Origin of the sequence: Streptomyces cyaneus, from assembly GCF_004028635.1 — a bacterium.
Taxonomy (GTDB): domain Bacteria; phylum Actinomycetota; class Actinomycetes; order Streptomycetales; family Streptomycetaceae; genus Streptomyces; species Streptomyces cyaneus.
This window is the reverse complement of sequence record NZ_RQJW01000008.1, coordinates 1-17,437: the sequence shown is the minus strand read 5'-3', so window position 1 is coordinate 17,437 and position 17,437 is coordinate 1. Positions and strand designations below refer to the sequence as shown.

At 71.9% G+C, this 17,437-nt stretch carries 15 protein-coding genes; 3 read left to right on the top strand and 12 right to left on the bottom strand.

Features of this window, described 5'->3' with window-relative positions; genetic code table 11:
* Positions 1-53: 53 nt before the first annotated feature.
* From EHO50_RS28365 to EHO50_RS28340, 6 genes are all read right to left on the bottom strand, one after another.
* On the bottom strand, positions 54-1,082 hold the full coding sequence (locus EHO50_RS28365) for a hypothetical protein (protein WP_128434073.1): 1,029 nt from the start codon (positions 1,080-1,082) through the stop codon (positions 54-56).
* A 124-nt stretch (positions 1,083-1,206) separates the two neighbouring features.
* Positions 1,207-3,279 (bottom strand): SWIM zinc finger family protein, encoded by a 2,073-nt coding sequence (locus EHO50_RS28360; protein ID WP_128434401.1) that lies wholly within the window; start codon positions 3,277-3,279, stop codon positions 1,207-1,209.
* 269 nt (positions 3,280-3,548) lie between these two features.
* On the bottom strand, positions 3,549-6,389 hold the full coding sequence (locus tag EHO50_RS28355) for a DEAD/DEAH box helicase (protein WP_128434072.1): 2,841 nt from the start codon (positions 6,387-6,389) through the stop codon (positions 3,549-3,551).
* A 145-nt stretch (positions 6,390-6,534) separates the two neighbouring features.
* Complete coding sequence (locus EHO50_RS28350) at positions 6,535-7,116, bottom strand: sugar kinase (RefSeq protein WP_128434071.1); 582 nt, start codon at positions 7,114-7,116, stop codon at positions 6,535-6,537.
* Complete coding sequence (locus EHO50_RS28345; RefSeq protein WP_128434070.1) at positions 7,113-8,282, bottom strand: ROK family glucokinase; 1,170 nt, start codon at positions 8,280-8,282, stop codon at positions 7,113-7,115. Before EHO50_RS28345 ends, EHO50_RS28350 begins: the two co-directional genes overlap by 4 nt.
* Before the next feature lie 213 nt (positions 8,283-8,495).
* A complete protein-coding gene (locus EHO50_RS28340) occupies positions 8,496-9,233 on the bottom strand; it encodes a GntR family transcriptional regulator (protein WP_181449717.1) in 738 nt (245 codons plus the stop codon).
* Positions 9,234-9,362: 129 nt separating this feature from the next.
* On the opposite strand from EHO50_RS28340, the gene EHO50_RS28335 reads away from it, so the two are divergent.
* Positions 9,363-10,385 carry a Gfo/Idh/MocA family protein gene (locus EHO50_RS28335; protein WP_128434069.1) on the top strand — a complete coding sequence of 341 codons (1,023 nt, stop codon included), beginning with the start codon at positions 9,363-9,365 and terminating at the stop codon, positions 10,383-10,385.
* Positions 10,386-10,419: 34 nt separating this feature from the next.
* On the opposite strand, the gene EHO50_RS28330 is transcribed toward EHO50_RS28335, so the two are convergent.
* The 3 genes from EHO50_RS28330 to EHO50_RS28320 form a co-directional block, all read right to left on the bottom strand.
* Entirely contained in the window at positions 10,420-11,598 is a 1,179-nt protein-coding gene (locus EHO50_RS28330) for a cytochrome P450 family protein (protein WP_128434068.1), read from the bottom strand.
* A gap of 44 nt (positions 11,599-11,642) precedes the next feature.
* Positions 11,643-12,323 carry a response regulator transcription factor gene (locus EHO50_RS28325; RefSeq protein ID WP_128434067.1) on the bottom strand — a complete coding sequence of 227 codons (681 nt, stop codon included), beginning with the start codon at positions 12,321-12,323 and terminating at the stop codon, positions 11,643-11,645.
* 149 nt (positions 12,324-12,472) lie between these two features.
* Complete coding sequence (locus tag EHO50_RS28320; RefSeq protein WP_128434066.1) at positions 12,473-13,717, bottom strand: sensor histidine kinase; 1,245 nt, start codon at positions 13,715-13,717, stop codon at positions 12,473-12,475.
* 179 nt (positions 13,718-13,896) lie between these two features.
* Between EHO50_RS28320 and EHO50_RS28315 the strand changes: the two genes are divergently transcribed.
* The gene (locus tag EHO50_RS28315; RefSeq protein WP_128434065.1) at positions 13,897-14,097 is read left to right on the top strand and encodes a hypothetical protein; all 201 of its coding nucleotides are present in this window, start codon (positions 13,897-13,899) and stop codon (positions 14,095-14,097) included.
* A 60-nt stretch (positions 14,098-14,157) separates the two neighbouring features.
* Here EHO50_RS28315 and EHO50_RS28310 read toward each other — a convergent pair whose 3' ends face one another.
* The 3 genes from EHO50_RS28310 to EHO50_RS28300 form a co-directional block, all read right to left on the bottom strand.
* Positions 14,158-14,544, bottom strand: coding sequence for a guanyl-specific ribonuclease (locus EHO50_RS28310; RefSeq protein WP_128434064.1), 387 nt, complete (start codon positions 14,542-14,544; stop codon positions 14,158-14,160).
* Between the two features lie 155 nt (positions 14,545-14,699).
* The gene (locus EHO50_RS28305) at positions 14,700-15,326 is read right to left on the bottom strand and encodes a dihydrofolate reductase family protein (RefSeq protein WP_128434063.1); all 627 of its coding nucleotides are present in this window, start codon (positions 15,324-15,326) and stop codon (positions 14,700-14,702) included.
* Positions 15,327-15,416: 90 nt separating this feature from the next.
* Positions 15,417-16,244, bottom strand: a complete 828-nt coding sequence (locus tag EHO50_RS28300) for an AIM24 family protein (protein ID WP_128434062.1) — start codon at positions 16,242-16,244, stop codon at positions 15,417-15,419.
* Between the two features lie 169 nt (positions 16,245-16,413).
* Between EHO50_RS28300 and EHO50_RS28295 the strand changes: the two genes are divergently transcribed.
* Complete coding sequence (locus EHO50_RS28295; RefSeq protein ID WP_128434061.1) at positions 16,414-17,181, top strand: SDR family oxidoreductase; 768 nt, start codon at positions 16,414-16,416, stop codon at positions 17,179-17,181.
* The last annotated feature ends 256 nt before the right edge of the window (positions 17,182-17,437 follow it).

Here is a 17,437-nt window from a genome sequence, read left to right as displayed (position 1 = left end):
CCCTGACTCATCACTTCCCCCTGTGTCGACGCGGGCCCGCTGCAGCTCACGGCTCAGCCGCGGACCGTGACCCCGAACCGGGTCCCCATCCGTCGCAGCTCCCACAGCGAGACGGCGGTCACCGACAGTGGCCCGCCCAGCAGGGAGCAGAACTGGAATACGGGTGGGCCCTGCGGCATGCCGCTGTCGATCAGGTTGAAGATCGCGAGCACCCACACCAGCACTCCAGTGATCACGGGCGGCAGCATCGGATGGACGTGGGCGGTGTTGAAGGCGCTGCGGGCTGAGTACAGCGACGCCATGAAGAAGAAGGGAAACCCCCACACGATCACGGCCAACGCCGCGAAGGCGATCAGATAGCCGAACCAGTCCCTGCGGTTGTCGAGTGCGCTCTGGGCCGCCACGTAGAGGACCCCTGCGATGACCACCACCGTCAGCACGTACCAGCCGACCGCTTTGAGCGGGGCATGGAGCCGGGAGCGCAGCTGCGGCCGCAGGTGCGGGGGCGCGTAGAGGATGAACCCGAGGATGACCAAGGGTCCGGTGAAGATCAGCAGGACCGGGGTGATGATCAGGTTGGCGACGCTGCCCGTCCCCGCGTCCTCCCATCGGTCCGCCTCCACGCCGTAGACGAGGACCAGTGCGAGGGTGGCGGCGACGCCGAGGACCGTGCGAGCGACCTGGACCCGGTCCACGGTGCGGTCCTCGATCCGGCCGTCGCCTTCCTGGACGAAGAGCCGGGTGGCTACGCGGTGCGCGGACCGGATGACGGCGCCGGCGAGGAAGAAGACGGAGAAGAACCACAGACGGCTGCGACGGCGCGGGGCGCGAACAGGCGCCGCGGGCGGCGGGCCGTAGGGATACGGGTTCTGCGGGTACGGGTTCTGCGGATACGAGTTATGCGGATACGGGTTCTGTGGGTACGGGTTCGGCTCGGGCGGACCGTAGGGGCCGCCGCCGGGCGTGGGTGCCTGAGGGCCGTTGGGCGTTGTCCCATACGGTGCGCCCCAGCCCTGGCCACCCGGACCATGTCCGCCGGGTTGCCCCGAGCCGGGTCCAGGAACCCATCCCCCCGTTGCCATGGCCTCTCCCACCGTTCCTTTTCGGCCAGTTGCTTGTTGTCGCGTGGCGACTTCGCGGAAGTGTAGTTGCCCGTGGGACGACGGCGGCGGCCACCATCGTGGTCGGCCACGGCAGTTGAGCCGGTCATCCCTCCGGCGATGCGCCGAGGCCGGTGAGGGCACCGACCGGGTCGAGGTCGGGCGTACCCCGCGGCCACCAGTCCTCGTGTCCCGGTTCCGATTCGTAGGGGTACCACAGGCCGTCGCGGCCGAGGCGGAGTTGGACATGGCCGCGGGGGTGCGTGAGGTGGTTGCGCCAGGGGCGGAAGGCGGGAAGGTCGGCGGCGAGGAGCAGAGGGCGGGCACGGTCGAAGCGGCCGGCCGGCGGGTCCCAGGGCTCTTCGAGGACGGCGAGGCCTTCGAGGCCGCCCTGGCGCCAGGCGGCGACCGCACGCGCCAGCTCTGCCGGGGTGCGGTCGGCCGCCGAGGCGAGGGAGGCGTACAGGGCACGAGTGGTGGCCGTGAGGCCGGAGCCCGGGCGGGCTGCGGCGAGTCGTACCGCGTCCTGCCACAGGGTCAGTTCGGCGACCGGATCGCGGCCGGTACTGAGCAGGGCGTGCGCGCGGGTGGCCGCGTCGGTCGCCAACTGGTCCAGTGCGAAGGGGTCCGGGCCGCCCGGTGCCGCCGGGTAGACGGGCGGCTGTTCGGGGTGCGGGGGCGCGGGCAACGGGGCCGGGAGGGGAGGCAGTTGGCGGTCCGGGGCCAGGGCGTCGGTGGCGCGTACGCCCGGGAGAGGCGCCGGTTCCCGTTCCTGTGCGGCACGGGCCGCGCGGGCGGCGCTCAGGCGTGAGAGGGCGTCGAGCAACTCGCGCTCACCGCGGCCACGCAGCAGGAGTAGCACGAAGGGGTCGGCGTCCAACAGACGTGCTGTCTGGTAGCAGAGGGCGGCGGCGTGCTTGCAGGGGTGGCCGCGGTCGGGGCAGCTGCAATGGGGGTCGAGGTCACCGGGGCCCGGCAGCAGGGGCACTCCGCACTCGGCGAGGGAGTGCGGCATCTCCTTGTCGAGCAACGCCGCGATGTGTCCCGGCCGGTCGGCCGCGGCGTCCAGGAACCGCGCCCAGTCGCCGTCGCCGAGCGTCCGCAACCGCACCTGCACGCGGTACGGCCGCGGACGGCTTCCCCGCACATACGCCAGGACCAGCCCCGGCGTCACGGTGATGGCATCGACGTGCCCCTCCTGCGCGTAGCCGCGTCCACGGGCGAGCCGTTTGGGATCGAGGGCGCCCTCTTCCAGGGCGGCCACCCAGGCATTGCCCCACCAGGTCTCGGCGAAGCGGGCGTCGTCCGACGTGCGGGACGCGAACGCCGGGAAGGTACGGCGCAGTTCACCGTCCCGCCCCGGGGCGGCCATGGAACGGGGGACCTGGGGTGTGGCGGGGACGGACGGCAGGGGCGAAGCGTCGCCGCCGAGGGGCGCCGCCGACGCCGGGGGCGCTGCGGCTGGCCGGCCCTGTGCTGAGCGGGAGTCGGCGGTGGGTGCCGGGGACGCGAAATGGGCCGGTGATGCGGATGATGCGGTGGATGTCGGGGAGGCGGAGGGCAGCTCCGGGGATGGAGTAGAGGGCGAGGCAGGGGTGGGGGGTACCGGGTCGCTTCGGCGCCCAGAGTCCGACTCGGGCGCCGTCGAGTCGCCCGTGTGCGGCTCGTCCATGGGAGGCATCCGGAATGCGTCGGCGAGGAACTCCCTCACCTCACGCGCACGATGAGCGGCAGCCCCGCCGACGGAACCCCTTCTGTCCCGGCTCTCTTCTCTCTCTTCTTCGACCGCCTGGGCCTGCCGCCTCTCCCCGAGCGCTGCCCGCAAGGCCTCTCGGGCGGCATCGGCGGGACGCGCGCCTCGCCGGTCGGATGCGGGGTCGGGCACCTGCGGGACGGGCCCTGCTTCGGTGCCGGCGAGGTCCGCTTCCGCACCCGACACCCCGGTCCCGGCGCCGGATCCGGCACGGCGCAGTGCCGCCCGGGCCGCGTCACCCGGCCGAGCCCTTGGACGCTCATCCCGCTCACCCCTGTCCGGAACCGACTCCTCGCCGTCAGACTCCACCTGCGACAGATCCCGGCCCTCGGAGGAACCCCCCGGCGCCCCCTCCCGCCGCTCCCGCGCAGCCCGCAGCGCCCGCCGTGCCGCGTCGGCCGGGCGGGCCTCGGACGATCGGCTCAGCCGCTCCTGAGCCGCTGACAGGTCTACGTCCCGCTCAACCGCTGTCCGGCCCACTTCCCGCTCAACCGCTGTCCGGCCCGCGTCCGGCTGAACCGCTGTCCAGTCCACGTCCGGATGCACCGCTGTCCGGCCCGAGTCACGCTCAGCGTCCAACTCGGCGGCAGCCACATCCGCCTCGGGCGAACGCACCGGCTCCGGACGACCGTCGGCACCCGGAGCAGCGCCACGGCTGGCCCCACCGCCCGCACTCCCCCGCTCCACCGGCCCCGTCATGACGTCCTCCGCAGCGACACGAGGTCGGACAGTTCACGGTCCGTCAGTTCCGTGAGGGCCGATTCGCCGGAGCCGAGGATCGCGTCGGCCAGGGCCCGCTTGGACTCGAGCATCTCCGCGATGCGGTCCTCGACCGTGCCCTCGGTGATGAGACGGTGGACCTGGACGGGCTGGGTCTGGCCGATGCGGTAGGCGCGGTCGGTGGCCTGCTCCTCGACGGCCGGGTTCCACCAGCGGTCGAAGTGGACGACATGGCCCGCGCGGGTCAGGTTGAGGCCGGTGCCGGCCGCCTTCAGGGACAGGACCAGGATGGGGGTCGCGCCGCTCTGGAAGCGGTCCACCATGCGTTCGCGTTCCGGGACCGGCGTGCCGCCGTGGAGCAGGTCCACCGGGACCGCCCGGGCGGCGAGGTGCGAGGCGATCAGCCGGGCCATCCCCACGTACTGCGTGAAGACCAACGCCGAGCCGTCCTCGGCCAGCAAGGTGTCCAGCAGTTCGTCGAGCAGGGTCAGCTTGCCGGATCGGGTGGCCAACCGCTCCGTCGTCGCCGCTTCGGCTTCCTTCAGGTACAGCGCCGGGTGGTCGCAGATCTGCTTCAGGGACGTCAGGAGCTTCAGCACCATGCCCCTGCGCGCCATGCCCTCCGCCGTCTCGATGGCGTACATCGACTCGCGCACCACCGCCTCGTACAGCGCGGCCTGCTCCCGGGTGAGCGGGACCGGGTGGTCCGTCTCCGTCTTGGGTGGCAGCTCCGGGACGATGCCGGGGTCGGACTTCTTGCGGCGCAGCAGGAAGGGCCGGACCAGGCGGGCAAGCCGGGACACCGCCTCCTCGTCCTCGCCGTTCTCCACCGCGCGGGCGTGCCGGGCGCGGAAGGACTTCAGGGGGCCGAGCAGGCCCGGTGTCGTCCAGTCGAGCAGGGCCCACAGCTCGGAGAGGTTGTTCTCGACCGGTGTGCCGGTCAGCGCCACGCGCGCGGGCGTCGGGATCGTGCGCAGGGCCTTCGCCGTCGCCGAGTACGGGTTCTTGACGTGCTGTGCCTCGTCGGCGACGACCATGCCCCAGGTGTGCTGGGCCAGCGTCGGTGCCGTCGAGCGCATCGTGCCGTACGTCGTGAGGACGAAGCCGCCGTCCATGTCCTTCAGGGTGCGGTCCGGGCCGTGGAAGCGGCGGACGGGGACGCCGGGCGCGAAACGGGTGATCTCCCGCTGCCAGTTGCCGAGCAGCGAGGCCGGACAGACCACCAGGGTCGGGGCCGTCCGCGCGCGCTTGAGGTGCAGGGCGATGACGGTGATCGTCTTGCCGAGTCCCATGTCGTCGGCCAGGCAACCGCCGAGCCCCAAGGACGTCATGAGGTCCAGCCATGCCAGGCCCCGGAGTTGGTAGTCCCGCAACGTCGCCCGCAGCCCCGGCGGCGGTTCGGCGGGGTGCACGCCCGCCGTCAGGCGGTCGCGCAGGGCGGCCAGGGCGCCGGCCGGTACCGCCTCGACCGTCTCGCCGTCGACCTCCGCGCTGCCGGTGAGGGCGACGGACAGGGCGTCGACCGGGTCGAGCAGGCCCAGTTCGCGTTTGCGGGCCTTGCGGACGAGGGCCGGGTCGACCAGCACCCAGCGGTCCCGCAGCCGGACGACCGGGCGGTGCGCCTCGGCGAGCGCGTCCATCTCGCCCTCGGTGAGCGGGTCGCCGCCGATCGCCAACTGCCAGCGGAACTGGAGCAGTTCCTCGCTCTCGAAGAAACCGGTGCCGTCGGTCGCCGAGCCCGGCGCGGGCCGTACGACCGCGGCGGCGCTCAGGTCCTGCGCCAGGTCCCGGGGCCAGTGCACCGCCACTCCGGCTGCCGCGAGCCGGGTCGCGGCCACCCCCAGCAGGTCGCCCAACTCCTCGTCGGACAGGGCCAGCACATCGGGTGTGTCCTGCTCGGACAGCCGGTCGAGGGGAGCCCACACCCGGGCCGCGCGCCGCACCGCGAGCGCTGCGTCCACCCGTGCGCGTGGCCCGAACGCCGCGTCCGCCTCGCCCGACCACAGGGCGGCCGCGTCCGCCACCAGGGTCGGGTCGGCGAGGCTGTGCACCTGGACGATCGCCGCGCCCGCGCTGCGTGCGCCGTCACCGCCGTCGTCGAAGAGGTCGTACGCCGACAGGTCCAGGCGCAGCGAGATCCGCACGCCCGCGTCCATGCCGGCGGCGACCTCGGCCGCCCAGTCGTGGGCGTCGGGCAGCCGCTGGGCCTCGCGCGCGGCGAAGGGCCTGCCCGAGACGTGCGGTGCGGCGGGGGTGCGGGGCAGGGTGTCCGCGACCGCGTCCAGGAAGGAGCGCATCAGCGCCTCCGGCTCGGGCAGCCGCAGCGGGCCCGGGCCGGTGAGGGGGACCGCGTGGCCTTCGTACGGCAGGGCCGCGGCGACCGCTCGCAGGTGTGCGATGTCGTCCGGGTCGAGGGGGCCGGCCCGCCAGGCGTCGTGGCCGGTGGGGGTCAGGCCGGGCAGCAGCCGACCGCGGGCGGTGAGCCGGAGCGCGTGCAGCGCGGCCGCGCCCCAGCAGGCGGTGGCGGGGTGGGCGGCCGGGTCGCGCCGGGCGCGCACGAGCAGCGGCAGCGCGTCGGCGAGCGGCACGGACAGCGCGGGGGTGGTCCTGCGGCGGACGCCGGCTCCATGACGCCGTACGACAGTGAGTTCCGTGTCCTCGGCGGGCAGCGGGGCGCCCTCCGGATCCCAGAAGGCCATCCGCCCCTCGCGTGGGAGGGGCGCGGGCAGGAAGACGGCCGCGAGCCGCACGGGGACGGTCTCCCCCGCACGCTCGGCCACCGCGGTGCCGCCGCTCTGCGCGGCCCTGTCGCTCATACGTCCTGCCACCTCCCGCCCATGAGTCGGATCAACCGTCTTCGACTCTACGGGCGGGGTCTGACAACCGGCCCCGGCGACCGGCGTGGGCCGGTGACTCACGCGGTCGTCGGACGGTCACCACACGGCCGGCCGGCTCAGGTCATCAAGGGACCGTGCGTGAGACGACGTACACGAACGGATTCTTCGGATCGGACATGTTCACGACGATGTCGTGCGTGGGAGCCGGGTTCTTCTGCTCGTGGACGAGCCCGTACCACGGACCGGGGCCCTTGAAGTCCCAGCCGGTGATCTTCTGGTCGCGGGCGCTGATGGCGATGTCGTCCGGCTTCAGGTCGTCGTGGTTGACCCCCATGGTCTCCAAGTAGGCGTCCAGGTTCGCGTCGGTGGTCTGGAACTGGACGTAGAGACGGCTGGTCCTCCAGTTGTTCGTCTCGTAGTACCCGACGTTGTACGACGGAACCGGGATCGTCACCTGGTAGATGCGGCGCTGGACCCTCGACGGCCAGTGCGGGGTGAGGCCGGTCGCGGAGTACTTCGCCTCTTTGTCCTTGCCGCTGTCGCGGCTCTGGTTGGCGGAGATCACCAGATAGCCGGCCGGTACGCCGATGAGCAGCCCGATGATGAGCAGGGTGATCGCCCTGCGGCGGATCATGTGGCGGCGGTCCTCGGTCGGCTGCTGCGGCTCGTCAGGAGAGTCGGCCTGGCGGGGTACGGTCACGGTCACGCCGAACCCTGCGACGCCCGGCGGGCCTCGGCGAACCGCGCATAGCGCTCGTAGCGCTCCACCCGGCGCCGGTTGGCGCGGCGGAAGCGACGGGCCACCAGGCGGGCCAGGTCCGCGGCGCCGACCATGCCGGCCTCGGGGCCGAGCTGGGCCCGCGTGATCCTGGCCTCGGGGCGGTAGCCGCGGCCGGTGAGGTGGCGCTTGAAGGCGTCCCGCGCGGGGGCGATCAGCAGGTCGTCGGCGGCCGACACGCCACCGCCGATCACGAAGCACGACGGGTCCAGGGCGGCCGCGAGGTTGGCGATGCCGACGCCGAGCCACTGCCCGATGTCCTGCAGCAGTTCGATGCACATGGCGTCGCCCTCGCGGGCCAGCTCGGTGATCATCGGGCCGGTGATGTCGCCGATGTTGCCCTTGACGTGCTCGATGATCCCGTACGCCACCGGTGAATCGGCGGCGGCCAGCTCGCGCGCCTCCCTGACCAGCGCGTTGCCGGAGCTGTACTGCTCCCAGCAGCCGCGGTTGCCGCACGGGCAGCGGTGGCCGCCGGGCACGACCTGCATATGGCCGAACTCACCGGCGACGCCGTACTTGCCGCGCTTGACCTGTCCGTCCTCCAGGATCGCGCCGCCGATGCCGGTGCCCAGCGTGATCATGACGAGGTGGTCCTCGCCGCGGCCGGCGCCGAAGCGCCACTCGGCCCAGGCGGCGGAGTTGGCGTCGTTGTCGACCAGGACAGGTACGGCGAGCCGGCCGGCGAGGCGGTCCCTGAGGGGCTCGTTGCGCCAGGACAGGTGGGGTGCGAACAGGACGCGGTTGCGGTCGGCGTCGACCCAGCCGGCCGCGCCGATGCCGACGGCGTGCACGTCGTGGCGGTCGGACAGGTCCAGGACCAGCTCGACGATCGTGTCCTCGACGACCTTCGGGCTCTTGGACTTGTCCGGGGTCTCCGTGCGCAGCTTCTCCAGGATGTTGCCGTCGGCGTCGACGACGCCCGCCATCACCTTGGTGCCGCCGATGTCGATGCCCACGGTGGGGACTCGGGGCGCCGACAGGTGTGAGCGGCGCTCCCGGGGGCCGACCGTGCGGAGGGCCGGCGCGCGGCGGGAGCCGATGGGGGCGCTGCCCGTCCCGGCGGGGAATGCAAGGTCGCGGTAGGTGCTCATCACGGCCGATTCTGCCTCACCGTCGGGACGGGTGCCGTACGGCGGAACATTGGGGTGGTTCATGACGTACGCCGCCTGCGGGCGGTTTGTGGTTGCTCGCGTATTTCTCCGCGCCCCTTGAGGGACGCCACCCTCCCGGTACGTTGCAATGTCCGGACATTGCAACGTACCGGGCGGTCTATTTCGCCTGGCCAGGAGCGTACTGGCGGGCGCTCATGACCGCACGAGCAGCTGGAACTCGAAGGAGTACCGCGTCGGGCGGTACGTGTGCGTGCCGTACTCCACCGCTCGCCCCGTGTCGTCGAAGGTCACGCGCTGCATGGTCAGCAGCGGGGCGCCCTCCTCCTCGGCGAGCCGCTCGGCCTCGACGGCACTGGCCGCGCGGGCGCCGATGGTCTGGCGGGCGCTGTGCAGGGTGATGCCGGCGGCGCGCATCAGGCGGTACAGGCCGGTGGCCTCCAGCTGCGCGGTGTCCAGGTCGATCAGGGCGGGCGGCAGGAAGTTGCACAGGTACGCCATCGGCTCGCCGTGCGCGAGGCGCAGCCGCTCGATCCGGTGTACGTCGCTGTCCTCGGCCACCCCGAGCGCCGCCGCGACCTCGGCGGAGGCCGGGACGACGGTGTTGACGAGCACCTTGGTCGCCGGGCGCTGGCCGGCCGACTCCAGGTCGTCGTAGAGGCTGCTGAGCTCCAACGGGCGTTTGACCTGACTGTGCACGACCTGCGTCCCGACGCCTCGACGGCGCACCAGCAGACCCTTGTCGACCAGCGACTGGATGGCCTGGCGAACGGTCGGCCGGGACAGGCCGAGGCGTGCGGCGAGTTCGATCTCGTTGCCCAGCAGGCTGCCGGGTGTGAGCGCTCCGTGCTCGATCGCGGCTTCGAGCTGCTGGGAAAGCTGGAAGTACAAGGGCACCGGACTGCTCCGGTCCACACTGAGCTCGAGTTCCACGGTCGGGTCCACTTCTGGTTTCGGCACGGGCCGAGCGTAGCTCTACGCGTTGTTGACGGGAAGTAGTGTAGTTCGATTGTCCTGACATATGCATTGACAGCTTACGCACTGAACCCGCACTTTGTTTCCATGCGCATCGGGGTCATCGGTACGGGCCGCATCGGCACGATTCACGCCAACACGCTGAGCCGTCACCGCGACGTCGGCTCCCTGATCCTCACGGACGCGGACGGCGCGCGGGCCCAGGAACTGGCGCGGCGCCTGGGCGAGACGGCGGCGCCCGGAGTGGACGAGATCTTCCGTTGGGGCGTGGACGCGGTGGTGATCACCACGGCGACGTCGGCCCACGCCGAACTGATCGGTCGGGCAGCACGGGCAGGACTCCCGGTGTTCTGCGAGAAGCCCATAGCGCTCGATCTGCCGGGCACGCTGCACGCGATCGGGGAGGTGGAGACCGCCGGGACGATTCTCCAGATGGGTTTCCAGCGCCGCTTCGACCCGGGGTACGTGGGCGCGCGCGAGGCGGTGCGGTCCGGGCGGCTCGGACGGCTGCACACCGTGCGGGCGCTCACCAGCGACCAGGAGCCGCCGCCGGTCGAGTGGCTGCCGCTGTCCGGCGGACTGTACCGGGACACGCTGATCCATGACTTCGACGTGCTGCGCTGGGTGACCGGGCGCGAGGTCGCCGACGTGTACGCAGCCGGGTCGGACGCCGGGCCCGCGATGTTCCGTGAGGCGGGCGACGTCGACACGGCCGCGGTGGTGCTGACGCTGGACGACGGCACCCTCGCCACGGCCACGGCGACGCGGCTGAACGGCGCCGGGTACGACGTACGCATGGAGCTGGCCGGGGAGTTGGACCAGATCGTGGTCGGTCTGGACGACCGTACGCCGATCGCGTCCACCGAGCCGACCGGGCCGCCCGCGGCGGACAAGCCGTGGTCGGGGTTCCTGGAGCGGTTCGGGCCGGCGTACGAGGCGGAGCTCAACGCGTTCGTGGAGGTGGTGCGCGGGGAGCGGGCCAATCCCTGCGACGGGCGGGAGGCCTTGCAGGCGTTGCGGATCGCGGAGGCCTGCGAGCTGTCGCGGCGCGAGCGAAGACCAGTCGCGCTCGCGGAGATCGCGGGCGGAGCTCAGGGGGCAGCCCTGTGAAGCCCGGACTCGAAGGCCCGCGGTGCTCGATCCGCTACCAGCGCACCGGCAGACTTCGCACCCCCCGTATCAGTACGCCCGGCAGCCACTCCCCCGGCGCCCCGTCAAGAGCCAGGTCGGGAGCGCGCTCCAGCAGGGACCGTATCGCCGTGCGGGCCTCCAGGCGGGCCAGGGGTGCGCCCAGGCAGAAGTGGATGCCGTGGCCGAAGGCGACGTGGCCGCGGGTGTCGCGTCGGATGTCGAAGGTGTCGGGAGCGGGATAGCGGCTCGCGTCCCGGTTGGCCGCGGCGAGGCCGACCATCACCGGGTCGCCCTGCTCGATGTGGACGCCGGCGATCTCCACGGGCTCGGCGGCATACCGGAACGTCGCCGTCTCCACCGGGCCTTCGTGGCGCAGCATCTCCTCGACGGCGCCGTCGAGGAGGGTCATGTCGGCGCGCAGCGCGGTGAGTTGGCCGGGGTGGGCGAGCAGGGTGTGCACGCCGCTGGTGATGAGGTTGACCGTCGTCTCGTGCCCGGCGATCAGCAGGATGAAGGCCATTCCCCGCAGTTCGTCCGGGGAGAGCCGGTCGCCGTCCTCGGCCGTGGTGCGGATCAGTTCGCTCAGCAGATCACCGCTGGGCCCGGCGCGCCTCTTGTCCTCGATCAGGTCGGTGAAGTAGGCGCCCAGGGCCACGAAGGCGTCGACCTCCTTGCCCGGGCTGGTGGGCGCTATCGCCTCCGTCGACATCTTGCGGAACTCCACGCGGTCCATCTCGGGCACGCCGAGCAGTTCGCAGATGACGGTGAGCGGCAGCGGGTAGGCCAGGGACTCCACGAGGTCGGCGCGGCCCTGCGGCAGCATGGCGTCGAGCAGGTCGTCGGTGATCCGCTGGATCCTCGGCCGCAGCTCCTCCACGCGGCGCATGGTGAAGGCACGCGAGATGAGCCCGCGCAGCCGGGTGTGCTGGGGCGGATCGGTGGCCAGCAGGTTCTTCCCGATCAGCTCCTCTTCGAGCGACTTCACGCCGATCTTGGTGCCGTCTTTGACCAGCCGCTGGTCGGCGAGCGCCGCACGTGCCTCCTCGTGCCCCACGACGAGCCAGACCTCGGACTGCCAGTCGGGCAGCCGGACGCGGTGCACGGGGCCCTGCTCCCGTAAGCGCGCGTACACCGGATGCGGGTTCTCGCGGAACCCCTCTCCGAACTCCCCCAGGTCGATCACTTCTGCCATGACGCTTCCCCCTCCGACACTCCGACAACGCACGGGCGCCCCGGCTAGTGCCCGTCGTCCTCCGCTTCCTCCAGAAGTCCCGCGTCGTACGCCAACAGGGCGATCTGCACACGGTTGTTGAGGTCGAGCTTGGCCAGGACGCGGGAGACATGCGTCTTGACGGTGGCGACGCTCATGAAGAGCTCCGCGGCGATCTCGGCGTTGGCGAGGCCCCGGCCCACCGCGACGGCGACCTCGCGTTCGCGGTCGTTGAGGGCGGTGAGCCGCTCACGCGCGCGTGCGCGGCGTGTGTCGGCGGCGGCGCCCGCCGCGTGGTCCATCAACTGCCGTGTCACGGTGGGCGACAGGACCGGGTCACCGGCCGCGACCCGGCGCACCGCGTCGACGATGTCGGCGGGCGGCGTGTCCTTGAGCACGAACCCGGCGGCGCCGGCACGCAGGGCGCGCAGCACCAGTTCGTCGGCGTGGAAGGTGGTCAGCAGCACGACCTGCGGGGCGTCCTTGCGGCCGCGCAGCCGCTCCGTGGCGGTGAGGCCATCGACCGACGGCATCCGGATGTCCATCAGGACCACGTCCGGCCGGGTCCGGTCGACCAGCGTCTCGACCTCGCCGCCGTCGGCCGCCTCACCGACGATCTCGATATCGTCGGCGCCGCCCATCATGAAGGACAGGCCGGCTCTGACCAACGGGTCGTCGTCGACGAGGAGCAGTCTGATCGCAGTCATGTGCCTTACGTAATCACGGTTGTACGGCGTGGAGGTGCGGTACGGCGAGGACCGGCCCTCAACCACGCGGGCGCACTCCGTGACGTGTGCCGCGCCGCACGCGCGCGTGGGGGCAGGCGTCACCCCCACGCACCCCCACTCGCCCCCACTCACCCCCAGGGCAGCCAGGCCCGCACCTCGAATCCCCCGTCCGCCACCGGCCCGTGCTCCAGGCGCCCGCCCGTCAGCGTGGCTCGTTCGGTCAGCCCGATCAGGCCCTGTCCGGAGCCGGGGACATGCGGAACCTCGCCGTCGGGCGCGGGATTGCGAACCGACACCGACAGGCCCTCGCCCGGCGCGCCGGTCACCGTGACCGTGACCTCCGTACCGGGAGCGTGCTTGCGGGCGTTGGTCAGGCCCTCCTGGGCGATGCGGTAGGCGGTGCGGCCGACCGAGGCGGGCACGGCTGCGGGGTCGGTGACGCGCTGGTCGAGGGTGACCTTCATGCCGGCCTCGCGGGACTCGGTGACCAGAGCCTCCAGTGCCGCGAGGGTCGGCTGCGGGCGGCCTGCGTCGTCGGCCTCACCGGCCCGCAGTACGCCGATGATCTCCCGTAGGTCCTGGAGGGCTTCGTGGGCGCTCTCCCGGATGACGCCCGCCGCCCGCGCGATCTCCTCACGGGGCGCGTCGGGCCGGAACTCCAGTGCGCCCGCGTGCACGCTGAGCAGCGTCAGGCGGTGCGCGAGGACGTCGTGCATCTCCCGGGCGATGGCCTCGCGGGCGAGCCGCTGGGCCTGCTCGGCACGCAGCCGTGCCTCCGTCTCGGCACGTCGGGCGCGGTCGCGCAGGCTCAGCATGAGCTGCCGTTTGGACCGTACGAACATGCCCCAGCCGGCCGCCCCACCGGTCAGCAGCACGCCGAGGAAGATCGCCCAGCCGTAGGGCACGTCGGGGTCGGGGCGCAGCCAGAAGAACAGCGGGAGCAGCGCCACGGAGACCCCGCCCACCCAGGCCACGTACCGGAAGGGCCGGTGCACGGCGAGCGTGAAGAAGGCCACCACGCCCGCGCCGCCCGCGGTGCTCGACACGAAGCAGACCGGGACCATCGCGATCGCAAGCCCGACCGGCCAGCGGCGCCGCAGCCACACCGCGGCACAGGCGAGCGCGCCGAGGAGCTGGTCGACGGCGGCGAGGCCGACCGGGAGGTGCTCGTCGGCCACCGTCTCCGCGGTCAGCAGACCGATGATCACGGCCAAGAGGAAGCAGGAGAAGTCGACCACCCAGTCGCGCGCGGTGCGCCGGGGCCGTCCGGAGCGCTCGGGGTCGAGCTCGAACTCCTTGACCAGGGCCGAGGGCAGCAGCCAGCGCCGCCCTTCGAAGACCTGCGGTACCTGCTCCGGCTTGTCACCACTCACGGTCGACAAATCTACGCAGTACCGGGCGCCGGTGCGGCTCCTCGGGTGTGATCGACGACCAAAGTCGCAACGTCGCAGACCTTGGTCGCGGCGGGCCGCCGCGGAACATGGACTTCCGTCGGACATGGCTCGCCCCGCGGCCGATTGGCGTGGGGGGTCCGCGGGGCGAGAGTCATGGCATGAAGCAGTTGCTGGAGTTCCTTGGATTCATCGCCCTGGTGCAGGGCGTCGCGGGCCTGGTGCACGAGTTCACCGACTGGGACTGGGGACTCGTACAGCGGATCGACTTCCTCGACGGCTTCGAGATCTACGCGAGCGTCGCACTGCTGGTGCTGGCGTTCGCGCTGTTCGCCGCCGCCGAGAGCCGGAAGTCCGGTTGAGCGCGGACCGGACTCCCGGCTGGTCGCACCGTTCCTCGGCACCGACCGTGAACTACGGGCTCAGCAGCTGTAGTTGATCAGGTCGAACGACGCGTAGTGGTCAGCCGTGTAGTAGTCCTCCTGGTTCTCCTCACCAGTGACGATGCGGCGAGCTCCGCGCGTAGACGAACCGGGCGTGATGACCGTGTACTCGTGGTAGTACCCGGACGACTGGCTGGGCAGGATGCCTTCCCGGTTCGAGAACACGGTGCCGTCCTGCGAGTACGGGTAGGGGCCGCCCTGCGCGATCAGGTCGAGCGTGTCGTGTGCCTGGGAGGGCAGGTCGCCGTAGCAGATGCTGCCGACCGCGGCGGCCGCCGGAGTGGCAGTGACGGTGCCACCGACGAGGAGGGCGGACAGGACGGCGGCTGCGGCGCCGATGCGGGTGATTCGTGGGGGGAATCTCATGGCTTCATGATGACGCGCGTAGACAGTGGCATGTCAATGTCAACGTCGGAGATTTTCCCGGCAAGTCCGATGAGTTTTCGGGAAGTTAACGTACGCCCCGGCGTTCTCACCCGATCTCCATGAGGTGGCCGGACGAGAACGCCGCGGACGAGCGCTCACGCGTTCTCGGGGAGCTCGAACGAGCCGTATTCCGGGCGGCCCGCGCGGTCGTACGAATGGATGACGACGCCCTTGCTCGTGGTGCGGCCGGCGGTGTGCGTGAACGCGGTGGGCACGGCGCCCTCCCCGAACAGGCGGTGGCCCGTGCCGAGTACCACCGGGAAGGTCAGCAGGTGGAGGGTGTCGACGAGGTCGAGGGCCAGCAGGGACCTGACCAGGGCGCCGCTGCCGTGGACCTGCAGCTCGCCGTCGGTGCGCTCCTTGAGGGCCGTGACCTCCTTGGCGAGGTCGCCGCTGACCACGGTGGTGCCGGACCACTGGGGGTCCGTCAGCGTAGAGGAGGCGACGTACTTCGGCAGTGCGTTGAGCTTGGACGCGACCGGGTCGGTCGGGTCGGTCACCTTCGGCCAGAACGCCGCGAAGATGTCGTACGTACGGCGCCCGAGGAGGAAGGCGGCCGGGCGCGCGAAGACCTCGTTGATGAACTGTCCGAAGTCGTCGTCGGCGTACGGAAAGACCCAGCCGCCGTGCTCGAAGCCGCCGCGGGTGTCCTCCTCCCGGCCGCCGGGTGCCTGGTAGACGCCGTCGAGCGTGACGAAGAGGGTGGAGACGAGCTTGCCCATGAGGAGTGCCTCTTTTCGGGGGGTGGGGTCTGCTGTCATCACCTCAGACCCCGTCGGCACCCGCAACTCATCGGTGGGCCGTGTGCCGTCTCACCCCGCGTTCGTCGAGAACAGTCCGCCCGTCGGGCCCTGCTTGTCGCCGCCCTGGGCCTTCTTCAGGGCGTTGGCCAGGCTCTCGATGGTGAGGGACTGCAGGATGACGCGGCCGTTGCCCTCCAGGGTGGCCAGGGAGAGGCCCTCGCCGCCGAAGACGGCGTTCATCAGGCCTTGCCGGTTGAGCCCGCCGACGCGCTGGACGCCATACTCGATGCCCTCCTCGAAGGCGACGACACAGCCCGTGTCGACCTCGATACGGCCGCCGAAGTCGGCCGGGTTGAGGTCGATGAAGTTGCCGGCGCCGGCGATGATCACCGTGCCGTGCCCGGTGAACTTCTCCAGGACGAAGCCCTCGCCGCCCTTCATGCCGGTCCTGCCGCCCTGGAAGGCGATGCCGAAGTCGACGGTGGACTCGGCGGCGACGAAGGCGTCCTTCTCCGCGAACCACGCGCGCGTGCCGTCGAGCTCCAGGGCGCGCATCTCACCCGGGAGTACGCCCGCGAAGCCGACGGTGCCCTCCCCGCCCTGGGACGTGAAGTACTGGAACGCGATCGACTCGCCCGCGAGGACGCGCTGGCCGACCTGCATGGCGGTGCCCATGGCCTGGCGCAGCATGCCGCCCATGCCGCCACTTCCGCCGCCGGGGGTCGAGCCGCCCTGGGGTTGCTGTCCGTTCGACGGGCCGGTCAGGCGGGTCTCCATGGTCACGTTCGTGGTCTTGAAGAGGAACTTGCCCGCCTCGCAGTACACGGTCTGCCCGGGGTGCAGGCTGACGACCGCCATCTGCATGGCGTTGCCGACGATTTCTTGCTGAAGAGTCACGTGGGGAGAACGAGGGGTACGGAGCAGTTGGCCCGGTTCCGGTATCTCGGTGTCCGTATCTCGGTGTCCCCATCTCGGTGTCCGCATCTCGGTGTCCGCATCTCGGTGTCCGCATCTCGGTGTCCGTTCGCCGCCAGCGCTCCGGCCCGCGCGGCGCTGGGATGGACCCATGACAACGACTTACGGACCCCTGACAAGCACGTACGGAACCCTGCACGGCAAGGTCGCCCTCGTGACCGGCGGCAGCCGTGGCATCGGCGCCGCGACGGCACTGCGGCTCGCTCGGGAGGGCGCGGACGTCGCCGTGACCTATGTGAACGGCAAGGAGGCGGCCGAGGAGGTCGTACGGGCCGTCGAGGCGCTGGGGCGGCGGGCCGTGGCCCTGCGGGCGGACTCCGCGGACGCGGATGAGGCGGCGGGCGCGGTGGCGCGTGCTGCGGAGGCGTTCGGGGGACTGGACGTGCTGGTGAACAACGCCGGCGTCGGCGTCCTGGGCCCGCTGGAGGGGCTGTCGCTCACGGACGTGGACCGTGTGCTGGCCGTGAATGTCCGGGGCGTCTTCCTGGCCTCTCAGGCGGCTGCGGCCCGCATGACCTCCGGGGGCAGGATCATCACCATCGGTAGCTGCATGGCCCAGCGGGTGCCGGGTCCCGGGGGAACGCTCTACGCGACCAGTAAGTCGGCGCTGATCGGCCTGACCAAGGCCCTGGCGCGCGAGCTGGGGCCGCGCGGCATCACGGCGAACGTCGTCCACCCCGGGCCGGTCGACACGGACATGAACCCGGCGGGCGGTCCGTATGCGGCCGGCCAGGCGGCGATGACCGCGCTGGGCCGTTTCGGCACGGCCGACGAGGTGGCGGCGACGGTGGTGTACCTGGCCGGGGCGGATTACGTCACGGGGGCGGAGTTCTCCGTGGACGGGGGCCACTCGGCGTGACGCGGGGGGGGTTTCGCCCCCGCCGCCCCTACCCTTCCCGTCCTCCAGGGGCTCCGCCCCTTCGACCCCGCCAGGGGCTCCGCCCCCTGGACCCCCGCTCCTCAAACGCCGGAGGGGCTGAGTTCAGGTGGCCTCACCCCTCGACGCCGGTCCAGGCATTCCAGCCCGTCCGGCGTTTGAGGACGAGGCCCCTTCAGGGCCGAAGCGGGGGTCTGGGGGCCGCAGGCCCCCAGGACGGCGGGGTCGAAGGGGCGGC

Excerpts from the sequence above, each read along its gene's own strand:
- EHO50_RS28365 (WP_128434073.1), bottom strand. The coding sequence starts at position 1,082 with ATGGCAACGGGGGGATGGGTTCCTGGACCCGGCTCGGGGCAACCCGGC.
- EHO50_RS28355 (WP_128434072.1), bottom strand. The coding sequence starts at position 6,389 with ATGAGCGACAGGGCCGCGCAGAGCGGCGGCACCGCGGTGGCCGAGCGT.
- EHO50_RS28345 (WP_128434070.1), bottom strand. The coding sequence starts at position 8,282 with ATGAGCACCTACCGCGACCTTGCATTCCCCGCCGGGACGGGCAGCGCC.
- EHO50_RS28335 (WP_128434069.1), top strand. The coding sequence starts at position 9,363 with ATGCGCATCGGGGTCATCGGTACGGGCCGCATCGGCACGATTCACGCC.
- EHO50_RS28330 (WP_128434068.1), bottom strand. The coding sequence starts at position 11,598 with ATGGCAGAAGTGATCGACCTGGGGGAGTTCGGAGAGGGGTTCCGCGAG.
- EHO50_RS28325 (WP_128434067.1), bottom strand. The coding sequence starts at position 12,323 with ATGACTGCGATCAGACTGCTCCTCGTCGACGACGACCCGTTGGTCAGA.
- EHO50_RS28315 (WP_128434065.1), top strand. The coding sequence starts at position 13,897 with ATGAAGCAGTTGCTGGAGTTCCTTGGATTCATCGCCCTGGTGCAGGGC.
- EHO50_RS28310 (WP_128434064.1), bottom strand. The coding sequence starts at position 14,544 with ATGAGATTCCCCCCACGAATCACCCGCATCGGCGCCGCAGCCGCCGTC.
- EHO50_RS28305 (WP_128434063.1), bottom strand. The coding sequence starts at position 15,326 with ATGGGCAAGCTCGTCTCCACCCTCTTCGTCACGCTCGACGGCGTCTAC.
- EHO50_RS28295 (WP_128434061.1), top strand. The coding sequence starts at position 16,414 with ATGACAACGACTTACGGACCCCTGACAAGCACGTACGGAACCCTGCAC.